This is a genomic window from Streptomyces sp. PTY087I2, assembly GCF_001687325.1.
Taxonomy (GTDB): domain Bacteria; phylum Actinomycetota; class Actinomycetes; order Streptomycetales; family Streptomycetaceae; genus Streptomyces.
This window is the reverse complement of record NZ_LZRD01000055.1, coordinates 1-26,968: the sequence shown is the minus strand read 5'-3', so window position 1 is coordinate 26,968 and position 26,968 is coordinate 1. Positions and strand designations below refer to the sequence as shown.

General features: G+C 72.6%; 20 protein-coding genes, 1 tRNA gene, 1 pseudogene and 3 riboswitches. Of the genes and pseudogenes, 9 read left to right on the top strand and 13 right to left on the bottom strand.

Annotated features, from left to right (window positions below):
* Positions 1-614 (top strand): NPCBM/NEW2 domain-containing protein (locus A3Q37_RS36200; RefSeq protein WP_176711570.1); only part of this gene is annotated, 614 nt, incomplete at its 5' end.
* A 70-nt stretch (positions 615-684) separates the two neighbouring features.
* On the opposite strand, the gene A3Q37_RS33945 is transcribed toward A3Q37_RS36200, so the two are convergent.
* A complete protein-coding gene (locus tag A3Q37_RS33945; RefSeq protein WP_107471635.1) occupies positions 685-2,796 on the bottom strand; it encodes an asparagine synthase-related protein in 2,112 nt (703 codons plus the stop codon).
* Between the two features lie 854 nt (positions 2,797-3,650).
* Between A3Q37_RS33945 and A3Q37_RS33940 the strand changes: the two genes are divergently transcribed.
* The 4 genes from A3Q37_RS33940 (at position 3,651) to A3Q37_RS33925 (ending at position 9,145) form a co-directional block, all read left to right on the top strand.
* Positions 3,651-5,228, top strand: coding sequence for a sporulation protein (locus A3Q37_RS33940; protein WP_065490824.1), 1,578 nt, complete (start codon positions 3,651-3,653; stop codon positions 5,226-5,228).
* A gap of 121 nt (positions 5,229-5,349) precedes the next feature.
* The gene (lhgO, locus tag A3Q37_RS33935) at positions 5,350-6,606 is read left to right on the top strand and encodes an L-2-hydroxyglutarate oxidase (protein WP_065490822.1); all 1,257 of its coding nucleotides are present in this window, start codon (positions 5,350-5,352) and stop codon (positions 6,604-6,606) included.
* The gene (gene trmB / locus A3Q37_RS33930; protein ID WP_065490820.1) at positions 6,599-7,579 is read left to right on the top strand and encodes a tRNA (guanosine(46)-N7)-methyltransferase TrmB; all 981 of its coding nucleotides are present in this window, start codon (positions 6,599-6,601) and stop codon (positions 7,577-7,579) included. The genes lhgO and trmB overlap by 8 nt, the downstream gene beginning before the upstream one ends.
* 96 nt (positions 7,580-7,675) lie before the next feature.
* Positions 7,676-9,145: a PrsW family glutamic-type intramembrane protease gene (locus A3Q37_RS33925; RefSeq protein ID WP_065490818.1), complete on the top strand. Its 1,470-nt coding sequence runs from the start codon at positions 7,676-7,678 to the stop codon at positions 9,143-9,145.
* Here A3Q37_RS33925 and A3Q37_RS33920 read toward each other — a convergent pair.
* From A3Q37_RS33920 to A3Q37_RS33900, 5 genes are all read right to left on the bottom strand, one after another.
* Positions 9,126-10,073, bottom strand: a complete 948-nt coding sequence (locus A3Q37_RS33920) for an aldo/keto reductase (RefSeq protein ID WP_065490816.1) — start codon at positions 10,071-10,073, stop codon at positions 9,126-9,128. The two genes, A3Q37_RS33925 and A3Q37_RS33920, sit on opposite strands and share 20 nt — an antisense overlap.
* Before the next feature lie 162 nt (positions 10,074-10,235).
* Positions 10,236-11,270, bottom strand: coding sequence for a M23 family metallopeptidase (locus A3Q37_RS33915; RefSeq protein ID WP_065490814.1), 1,035 nt, complete (start codon positions 11,268-11,270; stop codon positions 10,236-10,238).
* Positions 11,271-11,281: 11 nt separating this feature from the next.
* Positions 11,282-11,434: riboswitch (cyclic di-AMP (ydaO/yuaA leader) on the bottom strand.
* 240 nt (positions 11,435-11,674) lie between these two features.
* Positions 11,675-12,901, bottom strand: coding sequence for a PP2C family protein-serine/threonine phosphatase (locus A3Q37_RS33910; protein ID WP_079138111.1), 1,227 nt, complete (start codon positions 12,899-12,901; stop codon positions 11,675-11,677).
* Between the two features lie 144 nt (positions 12,902-13,045).
* Positions 13,046-13,792: a MerR family transcriptional regulator gene (locus tag A3Q37_RS33905; RefSeq protein WP_065490810.1), complete on the bottom strand. Its 747-nt coding sequence runs from the start codon at positions 13,790-13,792 to the stop codon at positions 13,046-13,048.
* Between the two features lie 145 nt (positions 13,793-13,937).
* Positions 13,938-14,011 (bottom strand) — tRNA-Met (locus A3Q37_RS33900).
* A 136-nt stretch (positions 14,012-14,147) separates the two neighbouring features.
* Here A3Q37_RS33900 and tsaD point away from each other — a divergent pair.
* Positions 14,148-15,206 (top strand): tRNA (adenosine(37)-N6)-threonylcarbamoyltransferase complex transferase subunit TsaD, encoded by a 1,059-nt coding sequence (gene tsaD / locus A3Q37_RS33895; RefSeq protein ID WP_065490808.1) that lies wholly within the window; start codon positions 14,148-14,150, stop codon positions 15,204-15,206.
* A gap of 14 nt (positions 15,207-15,220) precedes the next feature.
* On the opposite strand, the gene A3Q37_RS33890 is transcribed toward tsaD, so the two are convergent.
* Positions 15,221-16,681 carry a short-chain fatty acyl-CoA regulator family protein gene (locus A3Q37_RS33890; protein ID WP_065490806.1) on the bottom strand — a complete coding sequence of 487 codons (1,461 nt, stop codon included), beginning with the start codon at positions 16,679-16,681 and terminating at the stop codon, positions 15,221-15,223.
* Between the two features lie 203 nt (positions 16,682-16,884).
* Between A3Q37_RS33890 and A3Q37_RS33885 the strand changes: the two genes are divergently transcribed.
* From A3Q37_RS33885 to A3Q37_RS33875, 3 genes are all read left to right on the top strand, one after another.
* Positions 16,885-18,402, top strand: coding sequence for an MmgE/PrpD family protein (locus A3Q37_RS33885; protein ID WP_065490804.1), 1,518 nt, complete (start codon positions 16,885-16,887; stop codon positions 18,400-18,402).
* Positions 18,403-18,481: 79 nt separating this feature from the next.
* A complete protein-coding gene (locus tag A3Q37_RS33880; protein ID WP_065490802.1) occupies positions 18,482-19,618 on the top strand; it encodes a bifunctional 2-methylcitrate synthase/citrate synthase in 1,137 nt (378 codons plus the stop codon).
* A gap of 257 nt (positions 19,619-19,875) precedes the next feature.
* Positions 19,876-19,949, top strand: a riboswitch (cobalamin riboswitch).
* A gap of 167 nt (positions 19,950-20,116) precedes the next feature.
* Entirely contained in the window at positions 20,117-20,608 is a 492-nt protein-coding gene (locus A3Q37_RS33875) for a DUF4430 domain-containing protein (protein WP_065490800.1), read from the top strand.
* On the opposite strand, the gene thiI is transcribed toward A3Q37_RS33875, so the two are convergent.
* The 6 genes and pseudogenes from thiI to A3Q37_RS33845 all read right to left on the bottom strand — a co-directional run.
* On the bottom strand, positions 20,605-21,843 hold the full coding sequence (gene thiI, locus A3Q37_RS33870; protein ID WP_065490798.1) for a tRNA uracil 4-sulfurtransferase ThiI: 1,239 nt from the start codon (positions 21,841-21,843) through the stop codon (positions 20,605-20,607). The two genes, A3Q37_RS33875 and thiI, sit on opposite strands and share 4 nt — an antisense overlap.
* 3 nt (positions 21,844-21,846) lie before the next feature.
* A complete protein-coding gene (gene nrdF / locus A3Q37_RS33865) occupies positions 21,847-22,869 on the bottom strand; it encodes a class 1b ribonucleoside-diphosphate reductase subunit beta (RefSeq protein ID WP_079138110.1) in 1,023 nt (340 codons plus the stop codon).
* A 48-nt stretch (positions 22,870-22,917) separates the two neighbouring features.
* Positions 22,918-25,086 (bottom strand): class 1b ribonucleoside-diphosphate reductase subunit alpha, encoded by a 2,169-nt coding sequence (gene nrdE, locus A3Q37_RS33860; RefSeq protein WP_065490796.1) that lies wholly within the window; start codon positions 25,084-25,086, stop codon positions 22,918-22,920.
* Positions 25,083-25,511, bottom strand: coding sequence for a class Ib ribonucleoside-diphosphate reductase assembly flavoprotein NrdI (gene nrdI / locus A3Q37_RS33855; RefSeq protein WP_065490794.1), 429 nt, complete (start codon positions 25,509-25,511; stop codon positions 25,083-25,085). Before nrdI ends, nrdE begins: the two co-directional genes overlap by 4 nt.
* Positions 25,512-25,685: 174 nt before the next feature.
* Positions 25,686-25,908, bottom strand: a riboswitch (cobalamin riboswitch).
* 65 nt (positions 25,909-25,973) lie between these two features.
* Positions 25,974-26,342 carry a hypothetical protein gene (locus A3Q37_RS33850; protein WP_141693640.1) on the bottom strand — a complete coding sequence of 123 codons (369 nt, stop codon included), beginning with the start codon at positions 26,340-26,342 and terminating at the stop codon, positions 25,974-25,976.
* Between the two features lie 76 nt (positions 26,343-26,418).
* Positions 26,419-26,968: pseudogene (locus A3Q37_RS33845) on the bottom strand (5-methyltetrahydropteroyltriglutamate--homocysteine S-methyltransferase); the annotation flags it as partial.

The following is a 26,968-nucleotide window of genomic DNA, read 5'->3' as shown; positions in this document are numbered from 1 at the left end:
CGCCGGCCCCGTCCACGCCCGCGCCCGCGCCGAAGCCCACGCCGAGCCCCACGCCCTCGCCCGAGCCGCCGCCGAAGCCCGCGCCCCCGGCGCCGAGCCCGCCGCCGTCCCCGAAGCCGACGCCCACTCCCACGCCGTCCCCGAAGCCGCCCAAGCCCACACCGCCGCCGCCCGCGCCGGAGGTGTACCAGGTCAGCGAGTTGGCGTACTCCGTGTTCGGCGACCACACCGAGCCGGAAGTGGTGATGGGGCAGAGCAGTTGGGTCTGGCAGCGGTCGAACGTGTCGATCGCCTCCACCCGTTACGCGCACGGGGTGACCGTGCACGCCCGCTCCTCGGTGACCATCCAGCTGAACCGGCCGTGCACGCGCTACGAGGCCATGGTCGGCGTGGACGACCTGACGCTCGGGCTCGGCGCGGTGCGCTTCTCCGTCTTCAACGGGGACGGGACGAGGCTGTGGCGCTCCCCGGTGATGAAGGGCGGCGCTCCGGCCGTCCCGGTGAGCGTGGGCATCGCGGGCCAGTCCTCGATCCGCCTCGTGGTGGAGCCGGAGGGGCCGATGGGCGGGGTGGCCCTGGCCGACTGGGCGGAGTCCCGGATCAGCTGTACCTGAGCCGTACGCGCGCCGCGCGGATCCGCCTGGCCGCGGCCCCCAGCCAAAGATCCGCTACGGCGGGTTCCGGTCAGGGCTGGAGTGTGCGCCGGGCGGGGATCACTCCGCCCGCGACCGCGCGCTGGCGCGGGGCCGCCGTGCCCGTCCAGCAGGTGCCCCGGCGGGTCACCAGGCGGCGCAGCCACAGTTCGGTGGAGGCCAGGTCCGCCAGGCCGTCCAGGGGCAGCGGTTCGCCCTCGGACGCGGCGCGCAGGGCCTTGCGGACCACCCGGGCCTCGACCAGGCCCGCGTCCGCGAGCAGCGGGGCGTCGAACAGGGCCATCAGCTCGGGCAGCGCGGTGCGCAGGCCGGTCCGGGTGACGGCGGTGGACGTGGCCTGGGAGGGCGTTCCCCAGCCGGGCGGCAGATCGTGGATGCCCGCCCCGCCGAGCACCCGGCGCAGGATCGCGGCCCGTGCGCCGGGCTGGACCCGCAGCGACTCGGGCAGGGCGCGGGCCGCCCGGACGACCTGGTTGTCGAGGAACGGGGCGTGCAGCCGCTGGCTGCGGATCTCGGCCGCCTGCTCCAGGATGCGGTGGTCGGCGGCGGCGCGGGCGAGGGTGGCGCGGGCGCGGGCCTCGCCGGGGCGCTGGACGGAGGTGGGCCGGATCGCCGCCTCCTGGAGGCGAACCGATACTTCGGCCAGTGCCTCCCCCGTCAGCCAGCGCGCCGCGGGCCCCGGGCGCGACCAGGCGAGGGCGGCGAGCGAGGCGTCGGCGGGGGTGGCGAGGTCGGGGGCGTGGCGGTTGGCGTCGGGGAGGAGCCCGGCGGCGGACTCCAGGCCGGTGCGGTACGACGTACGGGCCAGCCGACGGGCGGCCCGGTAGACCGTCAGCGGGACGAACAGGGAGTGCGCCGTGGGGCCTTCGGCCTTGGTGAGGGCGGCGACGGGGCGCAGGAGATGGCGTCTGCGCCGGTCCATCAGGAGGTCGGCGAGGCGGGCCGGGTGCGCGTCCAGGACCTGCCGGGCCCCGGTCCCGACGAGGTGGTCGGCGCTGCCCGCGGAGAGCCGGCGGCGGTGCCGGTCGGCCAGGACGAGCGAGGGGGCCGGTTCGTCGGTCAGGGTGACGGTCTCCAACCCGGCGTACGGCAGGGCCTCTTCGCCCGCCGCGACGACGACGTGGTGCAGGCGCGGGTTGGCGGCGATGGCGCGGGCCCGCTCCATCTCGCCCTCGTTGCCGCGGGTGGTGAGGTCGTTGAAGGTGACGGCGAGCAGCCGCTCCCCCGCGCCGGTGCCGTGGCCGAGGAGGGTGCCGGGCAGTCCGGGCAGCCCGGAGGCGAGCAGGGCGAGGGTCGCGGAAGCGCTGCCTCCGGAGAGGTCGGCGCCGATGCCCGCCACGGGTCCGCCCCGGGCCGCGCGCCGGTCGGCGGGGCCCATGCCGGGGACGGGCCCCGGGTCCTGCGGCATGCTCTCCGGCGCGTGGCGCGGGGCCGTGAGCCGGGCGCGTACGGCTTCGACGAGCGCGTCCCGTACGCCCTCCACCGCGTGCACCGGGTCGGCCTGCGGTGCGGCGACGGCGAGCGAGGCGACGGCTTCGTAACCCGTGATCTCCCGCGAGCCCTCGCGCAGGATCAGGGCGTGGCCCGGCGGGACCCGCCTCACGCCCTCGTAGGGCGTGCCGTCGCCGAGGGCCTCGGGGGTCTCCGGGCAGGCGAGCAGGGCGGCGAGGTGCCCGATGTCGAGCTGGGCCTCGATGAGGTCGGCGAGCGGCAGGGCGGCAGTGGCGTAGGCGGTGCCGCCGGCCCAGGGGGTGTGGAAGACGGGCCGGGCTCCGGCGAGGTCGCCCGCGACGGTGATGCGGCGGCCGATCTGCACCACGGCGGTGTAACTGCCGGGCCAGGCGGTGAGATGGCGCATCGCGCCGCCGCGTGCGGCGAGCAGCCCGACGCGCAGCTGTTCGTCGGTGGCACCGCAGCAGCCGAGGACCGCGAGGCGGGCGGTGGGGGCGCCTTCGGGGGTGGCGACGCCGATGACGCGGATCTCGTCGGGCCGCCAGTCGCCGACCGCCCACAGCGGATCCGGGTCGCCCCACAGGAGTTGGGAGCCCACGGGGTGAACCGTGCGCCCCTCTCCGCCGTTTCCGACGGCGCCGACGGTGCCGAAGCTCGCGGCGATACTGCTCCATCCCACCAACCAACGCATCGCCGCCTCCACAGGCTGTGGACAAACGGCGCACGAGATGAGCGAGAACGCCGCTGCGGGACATGCTGCCACGACAACGCCGCAGGAGAGGGTGTACGGGCAGCGCACGCCGGAAGAGCATGCGCCCCTGGCAAAGGCCCGACGTGGTCTTCACCGCGACGACAGCAACGGAACTGCTGGTTCCGGGAGTTGCGACGGTCGGGCCGTACGGTCCCCGCGCCGCCCCGGCCCGCTCCCCGAGGAAGGGGAGGGGCCGGCGCCGCCCGGAAACAGCGTCGATATCCGGCCATAGTCGGATCGTTGGCCAGACCCTCACCGGACCGTCGCTATTCGGCCATTCTCTCGAAGTGCCGCCCTACGCGCATACCGTGCCGCGCCCCCCTGGCGACCCCTCCACGCACAGTCCGGGAGGTGGGCCTCACCTCCCGGACCGGTCCGCCGCCCGCGGGGAATGGAGCGGCGGTTTCCCCCAGCCCACTGAGTCCAGTGCAGCGGGCCGACCCACGCAGGACTCAGCCAAGCGCCCCGCCACGGGAGGGGCCAGAGCGCACGGCCGGGCGCACGGCCACACACCGGGAGCACGCCCCACCCCGGCCCGTACCCCCCGCCCCGGACACCCGGACCGCCCGCACGGACAACAATCCCGCCATCCGGACGTCTGCCCCTTAACGGTAGGGATAGGGAGAACTACGCTGTGTTTACTGGTGTTCTCGACAGGGGGGCATATTCCTCGGGGCTCGGCCACATGCGTGTGCAGGCGGAGTACGAGGGTTCGAACCTGGGGAGGCATCGGTACGAATGCCGCGCGCCGTCCTCGGTGACGCGGCGGCCGTCTGTGTGTCGAGGGGTGGCGCATGTCCAGGGAGCAACGCGGGCCGAACGAGAAGCTCGGCACGGTTCTCGCCCTCGCGGGAATCAGTAACGCCGGGCTCGCCCGGCGGGTCAACGACCTCGGAGCACAGCGCGGTCTGACACTTCGCTACGACAAGACCTCGGTGGCCCGGTGGGTCGCCAAGGGGATGGTGCCGCAGGGCGCGGCGCCGCATCTCATCGCGGCGGCGATCGGGGCCAAGCTCGGCCGCCCGGTGCCGCTGCACGAGATCGGCCTCGCCGACGCGGACCCGGCCCCGGAGGTCGGTCTCGCCTTCCCCCGGGACGTGGGCGAGGCGGTCCGGTCGGCGACCGAGCTGTACCGGCTGGATCTGGCCGGGCGGCGGGGCGGCGGCGGGATCTGGCAGTCCCTGGCGGGATCCTTCTCGGTGAGCGCCTATGCGACACCCGCCTCCCGCTGGCTGATAACCCCCGCCGACCCGTCGGTGGCCCGGGACCCGACGGCGGCGCAGGCGGCGGTCCTCGGGGCGCGCGGCGGCGGACCCGACGGCCCCGGCACGGCCGGAGCCCACGGGCCGGGCACCGCGCCGGACGCCCGGGGCGCACACATCCTCCACACCGGCGGCACGGCAGGCTCCGTCCCCGTACAGCCGGGACCCGATTCCGCGGCGGACGCCTCGCCGCTGCGGGTCGGCCACAGCGATGTGTCGAAGCTGCGCGAGGCGGCCCAGGACGCCCGGCGCTGGGACTCCAAGTACGGGGGCGGCGACTGGCGTTCCTCCATGGTTCCCGAGTGCTTACGCGTCGACGCCGCACCCCTGCTCCTCGGCTCGTACACCGACGAGGTCGGACGGGCTCTGTTCGGCGCGTCCGCCGAACTGACCCGGCTGGCCGGCTGGATGGCCTTCGACACCGGCCAGCAGGAGGCCGCCCAGCGCTACTACATCCAGGCCCTGCGCCTGGCCCGGGCCGCCGCCGACGTCCCGCTCGGCGGCTATGTCCTCGCCTCGATGTCCCTCCAGGCGACCTACCGCGGCTTCGCCGACGAGGGCGTCGACCTCGCCCAGGCCGCCGTCGAGCGCAACCGGGGTCTCGCCACCGCCCGCACCATGAGCTTCTTCCGGCTGGTGGAGGCCCGCGCCCATGCGAAGGCCGGCGACGCACCGGCCGCGGGGGCCGCGCTCAAGGGCGCCGAGAGCTGGCTGGAGCGGTCCCGGGCGGGCGACGCCGATCCGTCCTGGCTCGGCTTCTACGGCTACGACCGGTTCGCCGCCGACGCCGCCGAGTGCTACCGGGACCTGAAAGCCCCCCGCCAGGTGCGGCGCTTCACCGAGCAGGCGCTGTCCCGGCCGACCGAGGAGTTCGTCCGCAGCCACGGACTGCGGCTCGTCGTCTCCGCCGTCGCCGAGCTGGAGTCGGGCAACCTGGACGCGGCCTGCGCGGCGGGCACCCGGGCGGTGGAGGTCGCGGGCCGGATCTCCTCGGCCCGCACCACGGAGTACGTGCGCGATCTGCTGCACCGCCTGGAGCCGTACGGGGACGAGCCCCGGGTCGCGGAGCTGCGCGAGCGGGCCCGCCCGCTGCTGGTCACCCAGGCCTGAACCGGACGCACACCCCGCCCACCGGGCCGGTGCCGGGCGGAGTGTGCGCCACGCCCTTCCCATCTCGGGTTTGAGCCGGTTGTCAGTGGGTCAGTGCACTATCGGGGTGGGAGGTGGCGTGATGATGACGCACGCGGCGTACGACTGCGATGTGCTGGTGATCGGCGGCGGGATCGTCGGTCTGTCGACCGCGTACGCGCTGACCCGGGCGGCCCCGGGCACCCGGGTCACGGTCCTGGAGAAGGAGAGCGGCCCCGCCCGCCACCAGACCGGCCGCAACAGCGGCGTGATCCACAGCGGCATCTACTACCGCCCCGGCTCCCTCAAGGCGCGGTACGCGCTGCGCGGCTCGGCGGAGCTCGCGGACTTCTGCGCGGAGCACTCCATCGCGCACGCCACCACCGGCAAGCTGATCGTCGCCACCGAGCGCTCCGAGCTGCCCCGGCTGCACGCCCTGGTGCAGCGCGGCCGCGAGCACGGGCTGCCCGTGCGGGAGCTGGGCCCGGCCCAGATCGCGGAGCACGAACCGGAGGTCCGGGGCCTGGCGGCGATCCGGGTCGGCACGACGGGCGTCTGCGACTTCACCGCCGTGGCCACCCGCTTCGCGACCGAGGTCACGGCGGCGGGCGGCATCGTGCGGTACGGCGCGGAGGTCACGGCGATAGACCGGCGCCCCTGGGGCGTCGCGGTGCGCACGGCGGACGGGCTGGTCGTGCGGGCCCGGGTGCTGGTCAACTGCGCGGGGCTCCACTGCGACCGGGTGGCCCGCCTCGCCGGTGACGACCCGGGGGTGCGGATCGTCCCGTTCCGGGGTGAGTACTACGCGCTGGCCCGCCCCGAGCTGGTGCGTGGTCTGGTCTACCCGGTGCCGGACCCGGCGTTCCCCTTCCTCGGCGTCCACCTCACCCGGGGCTTCGACGGCTCCGTCCACGTCGGGCCGAACGCGGTCCCCGCCCTGGCCCGCGAGGGGTACACCTGGCCGCGGGTCCGCCCCGCCGAACTGCTGTCCACGCTGAGCTGGCCGGGCACCTGGCAGATCGCCCGCCGCCACTGGCGGTACGGGGCGGGCGAGGTGCACCGCTCGCTGTCCCGGTCCGCGTGCACCCGGGCCGTCCAGCGGCTGCTGCCCGCCGTCACCGAGGACGACCTGCGCCCGTCGCCCGCCGGGGTGCGGGCCCAGGCGGTGCTGAGGGACGGCACGCTGGTCGACGACTTCCTGATCCGCGAGGCCCCGCACACCGTGCATGTGCTCAACGCCCCGTCGCCCGCCGCGACGGCGTGCCTGCCCATCGGACGGGAGGTGGCGCGGCTGGCGCTGCGCCGGGCTCGGGGGACGGGGTGGAGGCCGCCCGCCGTAGAATCCGGTCATTGTGTCTGAGCAGCCCCTGAACCCCACCCCCGCCGGATCCCCCGACGTGCCGTCGGCCGACGCGACGCCGGCCGGCCCCGCGCGGACCGGCTCCACGGCGGCCGACGCGCTCGCCGACGCCACGGCAGCCGAAGCCGCGACCGGCGAGGCCGCGACCCGCGAGGCCCAGGCCGCCGATGCCACGGCAGCCGAAGCCCCGGCCTCCGACGAAGCCGCCGCGCTGCGGGCCGCCTCCTTCGAGCGGGCGCGCCGGCTGCGCATGGAGCCGCGCTTCCCCGGCGGCCCCGCCGCCGACCCGGCCGGTTCGCACCACGAGCGCCGGATCCGCAGCTTCCAGCCGCGCCGCAGCCGGGTCACCACCGGCCAGCAGGAGTCCCTGGAGCGGCTGTGGCCCAAGTGGGGCCTGGACATCGACGGCAAGCGCGTCCTCGATCTGGCCGAGCTGTTCGACGGGCTGCCCGTGGTCCTGGAGATCGGCTTCGGCATGGGCGAGGCCACCGCGCAGATGGCGGCCGACGACCCGGGCACCGGCATCCTCGCGGTCGACGTCCACACCCCCGGCCAGGGCAATCTGCTGGGCCTCGCGGACAAGGCGGGCTCGACGAACGTACGGGTGGCCAACGGCGACGCGGTGATCCTGCTGCGCGAGATGCTGGCCCCCGAGTCCCTGGACGGCCTGCGCGTCTACTTCCCCGACCCGTGGCCCAAGGCCCGGCACCACAAGCGGCGGCTCATCCAGCCCGAGTTCCTGGACCTGGTGGCCCCGGTGCTGAAGCCCGGCGCGATCGTCCACTGCGCGACCGACTGGGAGCCGTACGCCGAACAGATGCTGGAGGTGCTCACCGCGCACCCCCGCTTCGAGAACACCGCGGCCGACGGCGGATACGCCCCGCGCCCCGCGTTCCGGCCGCTCACCCGCTTCGAAGGCCAGGGCCTGGACAAGGGGCACGTCGTCCACGACCTGCTGTTCGCCCGCGTCTGACGCACCGGCCGGCTGTCCGACGCACGCATCCGGCCGCCGGGCGATGGCCGGATGCGCCGTCGCCGGGTGTCAGTGCTCCTCGTTAGGGTCGACAAGGTGTCCGACCCCTCCGTGCAGCATCAGCAGGCGCACCCGGCCGTCCCGGTCCTCCACGAGCAGCGGCTCGACGAGGTCCTGGGCGCCGCGCCGGAGCACGGCCGGGCGCGTTACCGGCCGCGCCGCGTCGGCATGGTGTGGCGCAGCAAGGTGTTCCGCGCCGGGGCCGTGATCGTCGCGCTCCTGCTGTGCGGCCTGGTGATCCTCGCGCTCGTACGGGAACAGACCGGCCCGGAAGGGTTCCTGGTCGGCCTCGGCCTGGCGGTGCTGCCGGTGCCGCTCCTGATGGCCGCGTTCCGCTGGCTGGACCGGGTCGAGCCGGGGCCCTGGCGGAACCTGATCTTCTCCTTCGCCTGGGGCGCGTGTGCGGCGGCGCTCGTCGCGATCATCGCGAACTCCTTCGCGACGCGCTGGATAGCCACCGCGACGGCGGACCCGGCGAGCGCCGACACCCTGGGGGCGACGGTGATCGCCCCCGTGGTCGAGGAGAGCGCGAAGGCGGCGGCCGTGCTGCTGATCTTCGTGTTCCGCAGACGGGAGTTCAGCGGGGTGGTGGACGGCATCGTCGTCGCCGGCTTCACCGCGACGGGCTTCGCGTTCACCGAGAACATCCTCTATCTGGGCAACGCCTTCGGCGAGGACCAGCAGCTCGGCAGCTCCGGATTGGCCTCGGTGACGGCGGGGACGTTCTTCGTGCGGATCGTCATGTCCCCGTTCGCGCACCCCCTGTTCACGGTCCTCACCGGCCTCGGCTTCGGCTTCGCGGCCGTCAGCGCCCGCCGCCACCGGGTCCGCCGGATCGCCCTGCCGGTGCTGGGTCTGCTGCTCGCGATGGGGCTGCACGCCCTGTGGAACGGCTCGTCGGCCTTCGGCCCGTACGGCTTCCATGTGGTGTACGGGATCGTCATGGTCCCGGCGTTCGGCCTGGTGACCTGGCTGGCGATCTGGTCGCGCCAGCGGGAGCTGCGTACGCTCGCGGCCGAGCTGCCCGCGTACGCGGCGGCCGGCTGGCTCACCCCCGCCGAGCCGTCGGCGCTCTCCTCCATGCGGGCCCGGGGCATGGCCCGCGACCTGGCCCGCCACTGGCAGCGGGACCGGACCCGGGGCCGGGCGGCGGCCCGCGCGGTCGCGGAGTACGAGTCGTTCGCGACGTCGCTCGCGGGTCTGCGCCGCCGGGCCCGCCACGGCGCGGTGGGCCCGGACTTCGGCGCGCGGGAGCGGGAGTTGCTGCACCACCTGTGGCAGCGCCGGGACATCGCGGCCCCGGCCCTGACCCACGCGGCCCGCCTCACGTCCGGCCGGGGCCCGTACCACGCGCCCCACGGCCGCCACGCGCCGATGCCGTACGGACAGCAGCCGTACGGATACGGGTACGGGTACGCCCCGGCGTACGGGCAGCCCCACGCGCAGCCGTACGGCTACGGACACGGCTACGGCGACCCCGGCTCTGTCAGGCCGACGCCTCGGTGAGCAGCGCGAGTTCCCGGTCCGTCAGCCGGAGGTCGGCGACCGCGACGAGGGCGGGGAGCTGTTCGACCGTACGGGCGGAGGCGATCGGGGCGGCGACGGTCGGCTGTGCGGCGAGCCAGGCGAGGGCCACCGTCGCGACCTCGGCGTTCCGTTCCCCGGCCACCCGGTCGAGGGCGGCCAGCGCCTTGCGGCCCTGCTCCGACTCCAGGTGCCCGCCCGCCTTGGCGGAGCGCGCGCTCTCCACCGTCGTACCGGGGCGGTACTTGCCGGTGAGGAAGCCGGAGGCGAGCGCGTAGTAGGGGACGGCGGCGAGGCCCGCGCCGGCCGCGGTCTCCTGGAGGGCGCCCTCGTAGGTGGCGCGGGAGACCAGGTTGTAGTGCGGCTGGAGCGCGACATACCGGGCGAGGCCTTCGCGCTCGGAGAAGGCGAGGGAGGCCGCGAGGCGCTCGGGGCTGATGTTGGAGGCGGCGATGTGGCGCACCTTGCCGTCCTTCACCAGCTGGTCGAGGGCGGTGATGATCTCCTCGACCGGGACGGTCTCGTCGTCGAAGTGCGTGTAGTAGAGGTCGATGTGGTCGGTGCCGAGCCGGCGCAGCGACGCCTCGGCCGCGCCCTTGATGGTGCCGGCCGCCAGCCCCCGGTAGTCGGGGTGGGCGCCGGCCTTGGTGGCGACGACGATGTCGGACCGGTTCCCACGGGAGGCGAGCCACTTGCCGATGACGGTCTCCGACTCGCCGCCCCGGTTGCCCTCGGCCCAGGCGGAGTAGGCGTCGGCGGTGTCGATGAAGTTGCCGCCGGCCGCGACGTACGCGTCCAGGACGGCGAAGGACTGCTTCTCGTCCGCCGTCCAGCCGAAGACGTTGCCGCCGAGGGCGAGGGGGAAGACCTGGAGGCCGGAGGTGCCGAGGGGGGTGCGCGCGGAAGTCATGTCAGGGTTCAACGGGCCGGGCGGGGGCCGGTATTCCGCCGCGGACTCCCTTCGGGCCGGTGGCCTCTCCCCCGGACAGACCGGCAGCCCTGACGTCGGGGGGTGTGCGTCAGGGCTGCCGGGGTTTCGGGGTGGACCGCCGGAGAAGGGCGGCCCGGGGGCTCAGACCGAGAGGCCCTTGCTGTTCAGCCAGGCCATCGGGTCCATCGCGGAGCCGCCCGCGGTGCGGACCTCCAGGTGGAGGTGGACGCCGGTGACGTTGCCGGTGGCGCCCATGCGGCCGATGGTCTCGCCGGTGGTGACCTTCTGGCCGACCGAGACGTCGATCGAGGACTGGTGCGCGTACCAGATCTCCGTGCCGTCATCGAGCTGGAGCACCGTGCGGTAGCCGTACGAGCCGGACCAGCCGGCCGACGTGATCGTGCCGCTGTGCACGGCCTTGAGCGGCGAACCGGCCGCCCCGGCGAAGTCGAGGCCGGTGTGCTGGCCGGAGGACCACATCGCGCCGGACTGACCGTAGGTCGAGCTGATCGTGTACGAGGAGGTCGGCAGGGAGAAGCTGGCGGCGAGCTTGGCCAGACGCTCCTCCTCCGCCTTCTTCTTCGCCGCTTCCTCTTCCGCCTTCTTCTTGGCGGCGGCTTCGGCCTCGGCCGCGTCCTGCTGCTTCTTGGCCTCCTCCGCCGCCTTCTCGGCCGCGGCCTTCTCGGCTTCGGCCTTGGCCTCGGCGTCGGCGCTGGCCTGCTGCTGCTCGGCCTGCTGGAGGATCCGGGCGCGCAGCGCCTCGCCGGCGTCGGTGCCCTGCTCGGCCTCGGCGCTGGTGAGCCCGGCGGTGGTGAGCGGCGCGGCCGCGGCGACCGGGACGGCATCCGCTTCGTCGTCGGACATGAAGGACCCGACGCCGGGAAGGGACTTGGCGTCGGGGAGGTTGTCCGCGATGGAATCGGGAAGAGAGATGGAGACGGGTGCCTTGTCCTGAGCGGTGGCCATGCCCCCCGCTCCGACGGCCGCTATGACGCCGACCCCGAGGACGGTGGAGCTACGGGCCAGACCACGCTGCTTGGCCACACGGTGCCTGCCGCGCACGGGACGGATGGAGTCCTCGGTGGGATTCCATTCCCCCACGGACCGCTCGGCACCACCGTAGCTGTCGGTGCTGAAGGGTGACGGGGCCTCAGGGGCAGGCTTGTTGGACGCCACGTGGGCGCACTCCTTTCCTTCCTTCTCGCCTACCGGGTTAGCTGACGGGTTCGGAGCAGGAAGGTCTCCTACGGGCCCCTCCGCCTCTCACGAGACGCAGGCGTCCGATTCACCCCATGTAGGTGGTTCCCCGGTTCCCTTGCGGAATTCGGCGCTCGCGCGCGGCGCCGTCCCTGTCGACGGCTGTGACGACCGCGCTGCGTTATCGAACGTTAATAGACACCCGGGCCCGATTCCAAGCTGTTCCTGTTGATCATTAACGAACAGGGGCGGGAGGTACGGGGGTCAAGCGGGCGGAAACGGGCGACTTGACCGGGGCTCAGGCACAGGCCTTTTTCTGACGGTGTATCAAATGTTATGCGGAGCGGTGCCCTTCGATTACGCACCGTGGCATCGTGCCGACGTCAGTGAGCCGCGTCCTCGTCGCCCCGGCCCACGATCTTCACGGTCGTCCGCCGCACAGGCTGCCCCTCCGCCGGCCGGCCGACCGCGATGAGCGCCATGTCGTCCGTGGCCCGCCCGCCGGTGTGCAGCCGTACGTCATCGGTCAGCGCGGACAGCAGCTCCTCCGGCCCCGGGAAGATCCGGCCGCGCAGCCGGGCCGCCGGATCGTAGAAGACGCCGTTCGCGTCCCGGGCCTCGGACAGGCCGTCCGTGAAGGCGAGGAGCGTCGCGCCGGGAGGCATGGCCCACTCGTCGGCGCGGTCCGGCCACACCCCGAGGTCCATCCCCAGCGGCATGGCGGGCACGGAGGGTGCCAGCACCTCCAGGGCGCCGTCCGCGTGGAGCAGGATCGGCTCGGGGTGGCCGCGGTTGACGAGGCGGACCGTGGCCGCCCCGGGCGGGATCTCGGCCAGTACGGCGGTGATGAACCCCTCCATGGCGTCCAGCCCGTACCGCCGCGTCCCCTCCCGGGCCAGCGCCCGCTCCAGCCGCTGGGCCACGCCCTCCAGCGAACGCTCCTGCTCGGCGGCCTCCCGGAACGCGCCGATGATCACCGCCACCGCCTCGACGGCGTCCAGCCCCTTGCCGCGGACGTCGCCGACCACCACGCGTACGCCGTACGGGGTGTCCGCGACGGCGTACAGGTCGCCGCCCACGAACTCGTCCGCCTGCGCCGCCTCGTACCGCGCGGCCACCTGGAGCCCGCCGATCCGCTCGGCCGGCGTCGGCAGCACGGCCCGCATGGCGGTCTCGGCGACGGCGCGGGCCGAGGCCAGCTGCTCGTTGCCTCGCCGTACGACGCCGTTGATGACGAGGGCCAGCACCGAGCCCGTGAGCACGGTGATCATCTCGATGACGGGGACGACCTGGGTGGACGTCCCGTCGGAGATCCGCATGACGATGACGGAGATGACCGCGGCGATGCCGGTGCGGACGGTCCGGGAGAGCGAGAAGAAGGGGGCGGCGATCAGCGGGGCCGCGACGAAGAGGGGGACGGCGGTGAAGTTGGGCGGGGCGAGCGAGTCGAACAGCAGTCCGCCGAGGATGAGCAGGGCGGGCAGCATCCGGATGAACCGCCCGGTGCCCCGTCCGCCGCCGGACGTCAGCTCCCCCTCCCGGGAACCGAACACGGCACGGCTCAGGGCGTCCATGCTCCCCGCCGCTCCGCTGCGCCGTCCTTCGGCCATCCCCACCTGTGCACTCCTGCCCGGTCCACCCACGGCTGCGGACGGTACCGCGCCCTGTCCAGGCTTCCCGGAGCCGCGCCGAGCGGCGACCGGGCATCGGCCGAATAGGGGGAAAAACCGCGGTGGCGGCCCGGCCGGCCGTGGTCAGTCGGAGAGCCGGTGGTGCGCGTAGACCGTCAGTGCGTCCCGTACGAAGGCGGCGGTGCCGTCTCCGTGGCGATCGTAGTTCTTTCCGAAGCGCGGGTCGGCGACATACATCTCCCCGAGCCCGATGACGTACGAACGGCTGGGCTCCTTGGCCGAGGCCAGCCAGGCGCAGTGCCGCCGGGCGAGTTCCTGCGCCTCGGGCCCGTCGGCGGCGAGCCCGGCCTCCCTGGCCCGGCCCCAGTCGCGCGCGATGGCCTCGTGCTCGTCCTGGAACGCCTTCTTCTCCGCGTCCCCGAGCGAACGCCACCAGCGGTCGCCCTCCTCGTACGCGTCCCGGCCCCAGCGCTCGGTGACCTCCTGCTCGTGGGCGGTGTGGTCGAAGCCGTCGAACACTTCAGCGGCCATGAGTTCCATCCCCTCCTGGGTCTTGTGGAGGGTGGTCCGCACCGAGGCGATCTGCCGTCCGATGCGCGCCTGCTCCTGTTCGAGCAGCCGCAGATGCGCCCGCAGCGCCACCGCCGTGTCCCGCTGCCCCTCCAGTACGTCCTTGATCGCGGGCAACGAGAGCCCGAGCTCCCGCAGCAGCAGGATGCGCTGTAGCCGGACGAGGGCGTCCTGGTCGTAGTAGCGGTAGCCGTTGCTCCCGATCCGGCTCGGCGCAAGGAGACCGAGGTCCCCGTAGTGCCGGAGCGTGCGGCTCGTGGTGCCGGCCTGGCGGGCGATTTCCTGAATGGACCACTCCATGCCGGAAACGCTAGATCTTTACGCTGCGTCAAGGTCAAGCGTCCTCGACCGGCCCCGGAGAACGACTCGGGCCCGGGAAACGACTCGGGCCCGGGAAACGACTCGGGCCCGGCACGCTGTCTGCGTGCCGGGCCCGGATCTTCAGTAGCGGGGACAGGATTTGAACCTGCGACCTCTGGGTTATGAGCCCAGCGAGCTACCGAGCTGCTCCACCCCGCGTCGGTGAACACAACTGTACGGCATTCCGGGGGTGCCGTTGACCAATTACTCCGGGCATCCCGCCGGGCCGTAGCCTTATTGCACATTAGTCGCAGTAACGACAGCTACGCGAGAAGAGGACTCCGTGCGGACTCCAGTGGTGCTGGGCATCGAGTCGTCGTGTGACGAGACGGGGGCGGGGATCGTCTCCGGCGGGCGGCTGCTCGCGCATGTCGTGGCGTCGAGCATGGACGAGCACGCCCGTTACGGCGGGGTGGTGCCGGAGATCGCCGCGCGGGCGCATCTCCAGGCGTTCACCCCCGTCGTCCGGGAGGCCCTGGCGCAGGCGGGGCTCGGGGTGCGGGACATCGACGCCGTCGCGGTGACCACGGGGCCCGGGCTGTCCGGGGCGCTTCAGGTCGGTCTGGCCGGGGCCAAGTCTCTGGCGTACGCGGCGGGGGTGCCGCTGTACGGGGTGCACCATCTGGCCGGGCACGTAGCCGCCGACACCCTGGAGCACGGGCCGCTGCCCGATCCGTGCATGGTGCTCATCGTCTCCGGCGGGCACACCTCGCTGCTGCTCGTCCGCGATCTGGTGCGCGATCCGATCCTGCACCTGGGCGACACCGTGGACGACGCCGCGGGCGAGTGCTTCGACAAGGTCGCCCGTGTCTTCGGGCTCCCGTATCCGGGCGGGCCGGCCATCGACCGGGCCGCGCGCGAGGGCGACCCCTGTGCCGTCGCCTTTCCCCGGCCGCTGCTGGGGTCGAAGGACGACCCGTACGCGTTCTCCTTCTCCGGGCTGAAGACCGCCGCCGCCCGCTGGGCCGAGCAGCACCGCCTGCGCGGCGAGGACATCCCCCTGGCCGACGGGGCGGCTTCTCTCCAGGAGGCCGTCGCGGACGTCCTGACGCGCAAGGCGCTGGCCGCCTGCCGCCGGTACGACGTCCGCACCCTGGTCGTGGTCGGCGGGGTCGCGGCGAACTCCCGGGTCCGGGCGCTGGCCGAGGAGCGGTGCGAGGCGGCGGGCGTCGAGCTGCGCGTACCGCCGCTGACGCTGTGCACCGACAACGGGGCGATGATCGCCGCCGTCGGCGACCTGCTGGTACGGGCCGGCGCCGACCCGGCGCAGCTGAACGTGTCCATCGACCCGTCGGCGCCGCTGGAGTACGCCGCGCTGCACCCGGTAGCCGCCACACCCGCGCGGGCCGCCTGAGGATTTCCCTCCGCTCAGGACGCCCCCGGGACGCGGAAGCCGGTTCCCTCCACCGGATACGGCACGTACGTCCGTCGGTCCGGGTCGATCGCCAGTCGGCCGCCGGCCGGGGGCCGGGCCCGCTGGGCGCAGTCGCGGCGTTCGCAGATGCGGCAGCCCAGCCCGATCGGGGTCGCCGCCCGGGGGTCGTCGAGGGCGACGCCCTCGGCGTAGACGAGACGGTGGGCGTGGCGGAGTTCGCAGCCGAGCGCGACCGCGAACTCCGCGCGCGGGGCGTGGTGGCTGTAGCCGCCCCGGGTGATCGTGCGGGCGACCCAGAAGTAGCGCTTGCCGTCGGGCATTTCGGCGACCTGGGTCAGGGTGCGGCCGGGCGCCGAGAACGCCTCGTAGACCGTCCACAGCGGGCACGTACCGCCGAGGCGGGAGAAGTGGAAGTCGGTCGCGGACTGCCGCTTGGAGATGTTCCCGGCCCGGTCGACGCGGAGAAAGGAGAACGGCACTCCGCGGTGGCCGGTGCGTTGCAGGGTGCTCAGGCGGTGGCAGACGGTCTCGAAGCCGACGCCGAAGCGGGCGGACAGCAGCTCGATGTCGTAGCGGACGGCCTCGGCGGCGGTGTGGAAGACGGTGTACGGCATGAGGAGCGCCCCGGCGAAGTAGTTCGCCAGGCCGATACGGGCCAGGACGAACGATTCGGGCGAGGTCAGCTCGGCCGCGCTGTCCGCGAGTTCGTCCATCAGCGGGCGCTGTTCCAGTAAGGCCAGCTGGGTGGCGAGCTGGAACGCCCGCTGGCCGTCGCTGAGCCACGGGGAGAGGAAGAGAAGGCCGGTGTCGGGGTCGTAGCGGCGAGCGTCGGCGGTACGGCCCGGGGCCGCCTGGACGACGTGGACGCCGTGCCGTTCGGCGAGGAGGGCCGTCAGGGGGTCGGCGGCCCGGCCCGGGCGCAGCTCCAGGGCCTCGGCGGTGCGCTCGGCCTCCGTGTCGAGGGGGCCGAAGTGGTTGTGGTGGGCGTAGAAGAAGTCGCGTACCTCGTCGTGCGGCTCCGCACCGGGCAGCAGGGTCTGTCCCGACGCCGGTGCGGCCAGGGCGGCCGCCTGTTCGGCGGTGTCGCGGTAGCGGTGGTGCAGGGCGACCAGGGCGCGGGCCACCTCCGGGTGGTCGCGGGCCGCCTCGGCGATCTCCTCGACGGCCGGGACCGCCACCCCGCACGCCTCGTCGGCCAGGGCCGCGCGCAGGTCGGCCGCGAGCCGGTCCCCGGCGGCCTCGGAGAAGAACTCCGCGTCGACGCCGAAGACCTTCGCGATCTGGAGCAGCACGCTCGCGGTCAGCGGCCGCTGCCCCAGTTCGATCTGGTTGGCGTAGCTCGCGGAGATGCCCAGCGCACGGGCCATGTCGACCTGGTTCATGCCCCGCTCACGGCGGAGGCGGCGCAGCTTGGAGTGCGCGTAGACCTTGTGCTCGTTCGCTCGTCGGGCCACGGGATCCCTCCTGGTCGCATGCCTTCCGCAGGCGGCGTACACCAGCGACTGTACTTGCGAACATCCCGTCCGCGTTATTCGCAGAATTCGCAGATTCGCCGCTCGTTCCTGGTGAAGATCCGCAGATTCGACAGGTGGTCGCGGGGCTGTGGAACGGGCACTGTCCATGGCATCAGCGCCCGCCGCTCTCTGCGAGGAGTCCCGTGATCGACCACCAGGTACGCGTCCACCCCAGCGCCGCCCGGCTGCCCCGCGAGGAGCAGCTCGCCTGGAAGCTGGCCGTCGTCGCCACCGGCACCCAGGAGGCCGAGGCGCTCGACAAGGACGCGGCGTCCATGGCCGCCAACCGGATCATCGACAACGCGTCCGTCGCGGTCGCGTCCCTGCTGCGCCGCCCGGTCGCCGTCGCCCGCGCCCAGGCCCTCGCGCACTCCGCCGCCGCGCCCGGCGCCGCCGTCTTCGGCTCCACCGGCCGGGTCTCGCCCGAGTGGGCGGCCTGGGCCAACGGCACCGCCGTACGGGAGCTGGACTTCCACGACACCTACCTCGCCGCCGACTACTCCCACCCCGGCGACAACATCCCGCCGCTCCTCGCCGTCGCCCAGCACACCGGGCGCTCCGGCGCGGACCTGCTGCGCGGGATCGTCGCCGCCTACGAGGTGCACGTCGCGCTGGTCAAGGGCATCTGCCTGCACGAACACCGCATCGACCACGTCGCCCACCTGAGCGCGGCCACGGCCTGCGGCCTGGGCGCCCTGCTGCGGCTGCCGGCCGAGACCGTGTACCAGGCGGTCCAGCAGGCGGTGCACACCACCACGGCCACCCGGCAGTCCCGCAAGGGCGAGATCTCCAGCTGGAAGGCGTACGCCCCGGCCTTCGCCGGAAAGGCCGCGATCGAGGCCGTCGACCGGGCCCTGCGCGGCGAGACGTCCCCGTCCCCGATCTACGAGGGTGAGGACGGGTTCCTCGCGTGGATGCTGAACGGCCCGGAGTCCGACTACACGGTCCGGCTGCCCGAGCCCGGCGAGGCGCGTCGCGCGATCCTGGACACGTACACGAAGGAGCACTCCGCGGAGTACCAGGCCCAGGCGCTGATCGACCTGGCGCGGCGGATGCGGGAGAAGACCGGGCCGCTGGAGAAGGTGCGCTCCGTCGTGCTGCACACCAGCCACCACACGCACAACGTCATCGGCTCCGGTGCGAACGATCCGCAGAAGTACGACCCCACCGCCAGCCGGGAGACCCTGGACCACTCGGCCCCGTACATCCTGGCCGTCGCCCTGGAGGACGGGGGCTGGCACCACGAGCGCTCCTACGCCCCCGAGCGCGCCGCCCGCCCGGAGACCGTCGAGCTGTGGCGGAAGATCACCACGGTCGAGGACCCGGCTTGGACCCGCCGTTACCACGACCCGGACCCGGAGCGCCGGGCCTTCGGCGGCCGGATCGTGATCACGCTGGAGGACGGCACGGTGATCGAGGACGAGCTCGGTGTCGCCGACGCCCATCCGGCCGGGGCCCGCCCCTTCGACCGCCCCGCGTACGCGAACAAGTTCCGCACCCTCGCGGAGGGGATCGTCGCCCCGGACGCCCAGGACCGCTTCCTGTCGGCGGCCGAGCGCGTCGCCGAGCTGTCGGCCACCGGCCTGGACGGACTCTTCCCGGCCGTGGACACCGAGGCGGTCGCCGCGTACGACGCCACGCTCCCCCAGGGCCTGTTCTGATGGCCCGCCCCCGTACCCACGGCCCGTACTCCCCCAGCGCGCGCCCGACGGCGTCGCCGACGATCCGGAGGCACACCCCATGACCGCCACCGCACCGGAGATCCACCGCGGCCTGACCGGTGTCTTCGTCGACACCACCGAGATCTCCACCGTCATCCAGGAGACCAACTCCCTGACCTACCGGGGCTATCCGGTCCAGGACCTCGCCGCCCACCGCTCCTTCGAGGAGGTCGCGTACCTCCTCTGGCACGGCGAACTCCCCGACCCCGCCCAGCTGCGGGACTTCCAGGCCCGCGAGCGCGCCCTGCGCCCCCTGGACCGCAGCACGCTGGAGCTGCTGACCCGGCTGCCGGAGACCTGCCACCCGATGGATGTGCTGCGTACCGCCGTCAGCTTCTTCGGCGCGGAGGACCCGCTGGAGGACGACGGCACGCTCGCCGCCAACCGGGCCAAGTCCCTGACCCTGCTGGCGAAGCTGCCCACCGTGGTCGCCGCCGACCAGCGCCGCCGCCGGGGCCTCGCGCCGATCGCGCCGGACCCGGAGCTGGGGTACGCGGAGAACTTCTTCCACATGTGCTTCGGTACGGTGCCCGAGCCGGAGGTGGTCCGCTGCTTCGAGATCTCCCTGACCCTCTACGCCGAACACAGCTTCAACGCCTCGACGTTCACCGCCCGCGTCGTCACCTCCACCCTCTCCGACCTGTACAGCGCGGTGACGGCGGCGATCGGCGCGCTGAAGGGCCCGCTGCACGGCGGCGCCAACGAGGCCGTGATGCACATGCTCAACGAGATCGGCGACCCGCAGCGGGCGGGCGAGTGGCTGGACGAGGCCCTGGCCTCGAAGCGGAAGATCATGGGCTTCGGCCATCGGGTCTACAAGCACGGCGACTCCCGCGTCCCGATCATGCAGGAGGCCCTCGACCGCCTGGTCTCCCGCGCGGGCGACCCCGAGGTGACCCGCATGGCCACGCTGCACGCGGCCCTGCGCCACGCCATGGTCACCCGCAAGGGCATCCACCCGAACCTGGACTACCCCGCCGGGCTCGCGTACCACCTGATGGGCTTCGACATCCCCGTCTTCACGCCGATCTTCGTGATGAGCCGGATCACCGGCTGGACCGCCCACATCACCGAACAGCTCTCCCACAACGCCCTGATCAGGCCGCTCGCCTCCTACGACGGCCGCGAGCAGCGCCCGGTGCCGGCCGCGTCCTGACCGGCGGCCGCCATGGACGACCGGGGCTGAGGGGCCCGGGTCCGCCGCCGGGCTGAGGGGCCCGGCGGCCCAGATGGAGCGGGGTGTGACGAGTGTGCGTCGCACCCCGCTCCGGCGCGCCCGCCCCACCTCGCCGGTGTCCGTGCCGGGCAGCCCGAATCGGCATTCGCCCGCGAACTCCCCCACCCTGCCCCTACGATGCGTTCTGCCCCCGGATCTCGCGGTCCGGGGGCCACAAAAGAATGCCCGCACAACTGGGGGAAGCCGGTGGGAATCCGGCGCTGGCCTGCAACCGTGAACGGCGCTCCACACGCCGTGAGTCGGAGTACCCGGAGGTGCGGTGTGCACCGCTTCTCACTGTCATGGTCTTGCAGGACGAAGCCCCGGCCCGGCTCGGCACCTCCGTGCGCTCCCCGAGGGACGGCGCGCGTGGTGTGCCCGGGTGAGGTCGACGGGTTCGCTTCGGCAGACCCGGAGATCCGATCGGGAAGGCATCTCATGCACCGGACACTCACCCACCGCTCCGCGATCACCGCGGCCGCCCTGGCCCTCGCCCTCGCCACCCCCTCCGTCGCCCTGGCGCAGGCGGGGCCCGCGGCGAACACCAACAAGGCCGTCAAGGTGACGGTCACGGTCAAGGGGCCGGACGGGCTGCTCTTCAAGGGCAAGGTCAGAACCAAGGGGCACGACGTCACCACGGCGACCGGCGGCACGCACAAGTGCGACGGCACCAACGGCGGCGCGAACCCCTCGAAGGTCCCCACGCCGACCGCCGCACTCGACGACGCCGCCGAGAAGAACGGCTTCACCTGGGACGGAGCCTGGTACGCGTCCTTCGACGACTTCTCCGTCGACACCATCAAGAACGTCAGCGGCGGCGGCTCCGCCTACTGGAACATCGCGGTCAACGGCACCCCCACCCCGGTCGGCGGCTGCCAGTTCAAGATAGCCGCCGGTGACCGGGTGTCCTTCACCTGGACGTCCTTCTAGTCCGCCTCCTCCACGTCCGGCCGCATCACCTGAGCCGAATCGAGCAGCGCCTCGACCACCTCGTCGAGGTCGAGGCGCCGCTCGACGCCCCGCAGCCGGGGCAGTTCGGCCCGGGTGGTGACCCGGCGCGGGGCCAGCAGGCTGCAACAGTCCTCGTCGGGAAGCACGGAGATGTCGGCGGTGCCGATGGAGCGCGCCTCGTCGATGATCTCCTGCTTCTCCCGGCCGAGCAGCGGGCGCAGCACGGGCAGCGTGGCGGCCTCGTCCACGGCGACCATGTTGGCCAGGGTCTGGCTGGCCACCTGCCCCAGGCTGTCACCGGTGACCAGCGCCTCGCCGCCCGTGCGGGCGGCGAGGGCGGACGCCGTACGCACCATGAGCCGCCGCTGCGCCACCACTTGGAGCCGTCCCGCGCCCGCGACGGCGAGCTGTTTCTGCGCCTTGCCCAGAGCGATGACGTGCAGTTCGCCCGGCGGCTGGTAGCGGTTCAGTTCGCGGGCCAGTGCGTACGCCTTGTACACGGACGCCGGGTTCGTGTACGGCGCCCCGTTGAAGTGGACGAAGTCGCAGGCCAGCCCGCGCCGCATGGCCCGGTGGGCGGCCACCGGCGAGTCGTAACCGCCCGAGAGCAGCACCAGGGCGCGCCCGCTGCTGCCGACGGGCAGCCCGCTCAGCCCGGGGAGCCGCTCCCAGGAGACGTAGGTCTCCTTGCGGTCGATCTCCACGGTCAGACGGACGTCCGGCCGCGCCAGGTCGACCCGCAGGCCGGGTATCGCGGCCAGGACGCGGGCGCCGACCTGCGCGTCCACCCGGGACGAGGTCAGCGGGAACCGTTTGTCCCGGCGCTTGGTCCGTACGGCGAACGAGGTGCCGTGCCGCTCGGGACCGCTCAGGGCGTCCACGGCCGCGGCGACAATGGCGTCCAGGTCGCTGGGGACGCGGACGGCCGGCTCGACGGAGTTGAAGCCGATCACCCGGCGCGCCCGCTCCACCAGCGCCTCGCGGGGGACCTCGCCGCCCAGCACGGTCACGTTCTGGGCACACTTGATCCAGGTGGAGCCGCCGATGCCCCGCAGGGCGACCCGCAGGTTGTCGTGCAGCCGCTCGACGAAGAGGTGCCGGTTGCGGCCCTTGAGGAAGACCTCACCGTGCTTGAGCAGCACGCAGGGGCCCGAGGGAGCGGGGTCGGCGGCCCGTGGGGCGGGCACAGGGCCGCCGACCGACAGTGATGTCATTGCTCAGAAGTCCCAGTCGTCGTCGGCGGTGTCCTCCGCCTTGCCCATGACGTACGAGGAACCCGACCCGGAGAAGAAGTCGTGGTTCTCGTCGGCGCCCGGGGACAGCGCGGCCAGGATCTCCGGGTTGACCTCGGTCTCCTCCGCCGTGAAGCGGGCCGGGTAGCCGAGGTTCATCAGGGCCTTGTCGGCGTTGTAGCGGACGAAGACGGCCACGTCGTCCATCAGGCCGAGGGGTTCGTACAGCTCTCCGGAGTACCGCAGCTCCAGCTCGTACAGCTCCTCCAGCAGCTCGTACGTGAAGGCCCGCATCTCCTCCTGGCCGGCCGGGGACAGCTTCTCCAGACCGCGCTGGTACTTGTAGCCGGAGTAGTAGCCGTGCACCGCCTTGTCCCGCAGGATCAGCCGGATCATGTCGGCCGTGTTGGTGAGCAGGGCGTGCGTGGAGAAGTGCAGCGGCAGGTAGAAGCCCGCGTACAGCAGGAGCGAGGACAGGAGCGTGGAGGCGACCTTCCGCTTGAGCGGGTCGTCGCCGTAGTAGTGGGCGAGGACCTTCTTGCAGCGCTCCTGGAGTACGTCGTTGCCGACGGCCCACCGGTAGGCGTCGTCGATCTCGGCGGTGTTGGAGAGGGTGGAGAAGACCGAGGAGTAGGAGCGGGCGTGCACGGCCTGCATGAAGGCGATGTTGGTGTACACCGCCTCCTCGTGCTCGGTGCGGGCGTCCTGGATCTGCACGATCTCACCGACGGTGGCCTGGAGGGTGTCGAGCATGGTGAGGCCGGTGAAGACCCGCATGGTCAGGGTGCGTTCCTCGGCGGTGAGCCGCTGCTGCCAGGAGGCGAGGTCGCCGGAGAGCGGGACCTTCTCGGGCAGCCAGAAGTTGGCCGTGAGCCGGTTCCACACCTCCAGGTCCTTCTCGTCGGTGACGCGGTTCCAGTTGATCGGGCGCAGCCGGGCGGCCGGATCGTGGCGGTAGGAGGGCGGGGTGACCGAGATGTCGGTCACCGGGGTGGGGGTGGTGGTCATCGTGGTGCCTTCAGGTGCGTGCGGCGGGCGGTCACGGGGTGCGGCGGGTCACAGGGTGCAGGACAGGCAGTTCTCGATCTCGGTGCCCTCCAGCGCCTCCTGGCGCAGCCGGATGTAGTAGAGGGTCTTGATGCCCTTGCGCCAGGCGTGGATCTGGGCCTTGTTGAGGTCGCGGGTGGTGGCGGTGTCCCGGAAGAACAGCGTGCAGCTGAGGCCCTGGTCGACGTGCTGGGTGGCGGCCGCGTAGGTGTCGATGATCTTCTCGTAGCCGATCTCGTACGCGTCCTGGAAGTACTCCAGGTTGTCGTCGTCCAGGTGCGGGGCCGGGTAGTAGACCCGGCCGAGGCGGCCTTCCTTGCGGATCTCGATCTTGGCGGCCACGGGGTGGATCGAGGCGGTCGCGTCGTTGATGTAGCTGATGGAGCCGGTGGGCGGGACGGCCTGGAGGTACTGGTTGTAGATGCCGTGCTCCTGGACGGACGCCTTCAGCCGCCGCCAGTCGTCCTGGGTCGGCAGATGTACGCCCGCCTCGGCGAACAGGGTCCGGATCCGGTCGGTGGCCGGCTCCCAGGCCCGCTCGGTGTACTTGTCGAAGTACGAGCCGTCGGCGTACGCGGAGTGCTCGAACCCGTCGAAGGCGGTGCCCCGTTCGATCGCGATCCGGTTCGAGGCACGCAGGGCGTGGAAGGCGACGGCGTAGAAGTACAGGTTCGTGAAGTCGACGCCTTCCTCGCTGCCGTAGTGGACGCGCTGCGAGGCGAGGTAGCCGTGCAGGTTCATCTGGCCCAGGCCGATGGCGTGCGAGCGCTCGTTGCCGTGGGCGACGGACGGCACGGCGTCGATGTCCGACTGGTCGGAGACGGAGGTCAGCCCGCGTACGGCGGTCTCCACCGTCGCACCGAGATCACCGGAGCCCATGGCGGCCGCGATGTTCAGCGAGCCGAGGTTGCAGGAGATGTCCTTGCCGACGGTCTCGTAGTTCGCCGCGGCGTCGTAGGTGCTGGGCGTGTTGACCTGGAGGATCTCCGAGCACAGGTTGGACATGTTGATCCAGCCCGGGATCGGGTTGGCCCGGTTCACCGTGTCCTCGAACAGCAGGTACGGGTAGCCGGACTCGAACTGGAGCTCCGCGATCGTCTTGAAGAACTCCCGGGCGCTGAGCGCGGTCTTGCGGATACGGGGGTTGGCGACCAGGTCGTCGTAGTGCTCGCTGACCGACAGGTCGGAGAGCGGCCTGCCGTACTCGCGCTCCACGTCGTACGGCGAGAACAGGTGCATGTCCTCGTTGCGCTTGGCCAGTTCGAAGGTGATGTCGGGCACGACCACACCGAGCGAGAGGGTCTTGATGCGGATCTTCTCGTCCGCGTTCTCCCGCTTGGTGTCCAGGAACCGCATGATGTCGGGGTGATGGGCGTGCAGATACACCGCGCCCGCGCCCTGGCGTGCGCCGAGCTGGTTGGCGTAACTGAAGGAGTCCTCCAGCAGCTTCATCACGGGGACGACACCGGACGACTGGTTCTCGATCTTCTTGATCGGCGCGCCCTGCTCCCGCAGGTTCGTCAGCAGCAGCGCCACGCCGCCGCCGCGCTTGCTGAGCTGGAGCGCGGAGTTGATGCCGCGCCCGATGGACTCCAGGTTGTCCTCGACCCGCAGCAGGAAGCAGGAGACCAGCTCACCGCGCTGCGCCTTGCCCGCGTTGAGGAAGGTCGGGGTCGCGGGCTGGAAGCGGCCCGACATCATCTCGTCCACCAGCGCGGAGGCCAGCTTCTCGTCACCGGCGCCGAGGAACAGCGCGGTGGCGACGACGCGGTCCTCGTACCGCTCCAGGAAGCGCGAGCCGTCGAACGTCTTGAGCGTGTACGAGGTGTAGTACTTGAACGCGCCGAGGAAGGTACGGAACCGGTGCTCGTGGGCGTACGCCTGCCGGTACAGGCCCTCCAGGAAGCTCCAGTCGTAGCGCCGGAACGGGGCCGCCTCGTAGTAGTCGTTGTCGATGAGGTGGTCGATCTTCTCCTTCAGCGACCCGAACTCCACCGTGTTCGGGTTGACGTGCTGGAGGAAGTACTGCCGGACGGCCTCGCGGTCCTTGTCGAACTGGATGCGGCCGTCGCAGTCGTACATGTTCAGCATGGCGTTGAGCGCGTGGTAGTCCCGGCGCGTACCGACCGACTCGCGTCCGGCGGGCGGCGCGGTGATCGTCGTGCTGACGATGCTCATGCCCTCGGCCTTGCCGAGGGTTCCTGTCGTGTCCAAAACTTCCGCAGCCCTTCCCTCACGGCACGGACATCGCGGTCCGTGCCCAGCAGTTCGAATCGGTACAGCTCCGGGACCCCGCACTTCGCCGAGATGACCCGGCCGGCCAGGCAGTAGTCCGCGCCGAAGTTGGTGTTGCCGGAGGCGATCACCCCACGCAGCAGCGCCCTGTTCGTCTCGACGTTCAGGAAGCGGATCACCTGCTTCGGGACCGCGCCGGCGCGTTCACCGCCGCCGTAGGTCGGCACGATCAGGACGTACGGCTCGGTGGCCTCGGGCATGCCCTCGCGGCGCGGGTGCAGGGGGATGCGGGTGGCGGGCAGCCGCAGCTTCTCCACGAAGCGTTTGGTGTTCTCCGAGACGCTGGAGAAATAGATCAGACCGCTCAACGGTCGCCGCCTCCTCTCGCTCGTTCCCGGCTCCGTCGTCCGAGGACCGGGGAAGGGGCACGGCGGCACGCGAGGCGGAGAGCGGGGCGGGGGTCGGGAAAGACCTGCCGGGCCCGGATCCGTACGACGGCCACGCGGCCCTCCCTCGGGGCCTCGAAGCGCGCACACCCGCATCCGGGTGCACGCGCCGGTGGCAGGTCTTCGGACTCGCGGGCGCGTCCTGACGACGTCAGGGCACCTACTGGCCGTCGCTTCCCGGGGCCTTCTCACGGACCCAGTGCGTATGACGGCGGTCGTTCCCGCTCACCGCTGCGGGGCAGTCCCGGATTCGCACCGGGTTCCCTCTTGCCTCGCGGGGCACCCCTGCGCCTCGCGAACCACCAGCGATGACAACACTACATCTGGAGGAATGGCGATGCACGTAACCCCAGATGTTGTGTTCCCTGCCGAAGTTAGGTATACCTAACTCGCAGAGCGGGGGGCCGGTGCTCCGGCGGAACGGGGCCGTCCGGTGACGGCGCGCATCCGCTCCGCGCGCTCGCGTATGGAGGCGGTCAGTTCACTCCGGTCGCCCGGCCGAGGGAGCGGAGAGCGCTGGGGGCCGGCAGCGGTGCCGCCCGGCGGCACGGCGCCGTCGAGATCGTCGGCGAGGGCGTCGGCGAGGGCGTCCAGAAACTCCGCGGCCTCGGTCAGGACATCCCTCATCCGGTGCATCCGGGCGTTCTGGCTGCCCAGTTGTCTGCGGGTGGCGAGCAGCCCGTCGAGGTCCTTCGCGGGCACGGCGACCATGGGTGTTCCGTTCACCATGACCTCGTGCGCTTGTCGTCTCATCGATGGGCCCCTCGTGGTGAAGAAGCGGTTCGGGACCGGGGCGTGGTGCGCCCCGGTCCCGAGGTGGTGCGGAGGATCAGGAAGCGGGCAGTTCGTCGCGGACGGTACGGGCGGCGGCGACGAGGTTCTCCAGGGAGGCCCGGGTCTCGGGCCAGCCACGGGTCTTCAGGCCGCAGTCGGGGTTCACCCACAGCCGCTCGGCCGGGATCGCCTCAAGCCCCTTACGCAGCAGGGCCGCCGCTTCCTCGGTGCTGGGGATGCGGGGCGAGTGGATGTCGTAAACACCCGGTCCGGCCTCGCGCGGGTAGCCGTGGGCGGCCAGCTCGCGGGCCACCTGCATGTGGGAGCGGGCGGCTTCCAGGCTGATGACGTCGGCGTCGAGGTCGTCGATGGCCTGGACGATGTCACCGAACTCCGCGTAGCACATGTGGGTATGGATCTGCGTGTCCGGCCGCACCCCGGCAGTGGCCAGCCGGAAGGACTCCGTCGCCCACTCCAGATAGGCGGCGTGGTCGGCGGCGCGCAGCGGGAGCGTCTCGCGCAGCGCGGGTTCGTCGACCTGGATCACCGAGGTGCCGTTCGCCTCCAGGTCACCCACCTCGTCGCGCAGGGCGAGGGCGACCTGG

Bases quoted from the DNA above. Each gene is read 5' to 3' on its own strand.
- A3Q37_RS33910 (WP_079138111.1), bottom strand. From the start codon at position 12,901: ATGGCCGAAGGACGGCGCAGCGGAGCGGCGGGGAGCATGGACGCCCTG.
- thiI (WP_065490798.1), bottom strand. From the start codon at position 21,843: ATGACATCACTGTCGGTCGGCGGCCCTGTGCCCGCCCCACGGGCCGCC.
- A3Q37_RS33905 (WP_065490810.1), bottom strand. From the start codon at position 13,792: ATGGAGTGGTCCATTCAGGAAATCGCCCGCCAGGCCGGCACCACGAGC.
- nrdE (WP_065490796.1), bottom strand. From the start codon at position 25,086: ATGAGCATCGTCAGCACGACGATCACCGCGCCGCCCGCCGGACGCGAG.
- A3Q37_RS33945 (WP_107471635.1), bottom strand. From the start codon at position 2,796: ATGCGTTGGTTGGTGGGATGGAGCAGTATCGCCGCGAGCTTCGGCACC.
- A3Q37_RS33920 (WP_065490816.1), bottom strand. From the start codon at position 10,073: ATGACTTCCGCGCGCACCCCCCTCGGCACCTCCGGCCTCCAGGTCTTC.
- nrdF (WP_079138110.1), bottom strand. From the start codon at position 22,869: ATGACCACCACCCCCACCCCGGTGACCGACATCTCGGTCACCCCGCCC.
- lhgO (WP_065490822.1), top strand. From the start codon at position 5,350: ATGATGACGCACGCGGCGTACGACTGCGATGTGCTGGTGATCGGCGGC.
- A3Q37_RS33875 (WP_065490800.1), top strand. From the start codon at position 20,117: ATGCACCGGACACTCACCCACCGCTCCGCGATCACCGCGGCCGCCCTG.
- A3Q37_RS33940 (WP_065490824.1), top strand. From the start codon at position 3,651: ATGTCCAGGGAGCAACGCGGGCCGAACGAGAAGCTCGGCACGGTTCTC.
- A3Q37_RS33850 (WP_141693640.1), bottom strand. From the start codon at position 26,342: ATGAGACGACAAGCGCACGAGGTCATGGTGAACGGAACACCCATGGTC.
- A3Q37_RS33880 (WP_065490802.1), top strand. From the start codon at position 18,482: ATGACCGCCACCGCACCGGAGATCCACCGCGGCCTGACCGGTGTCTTC.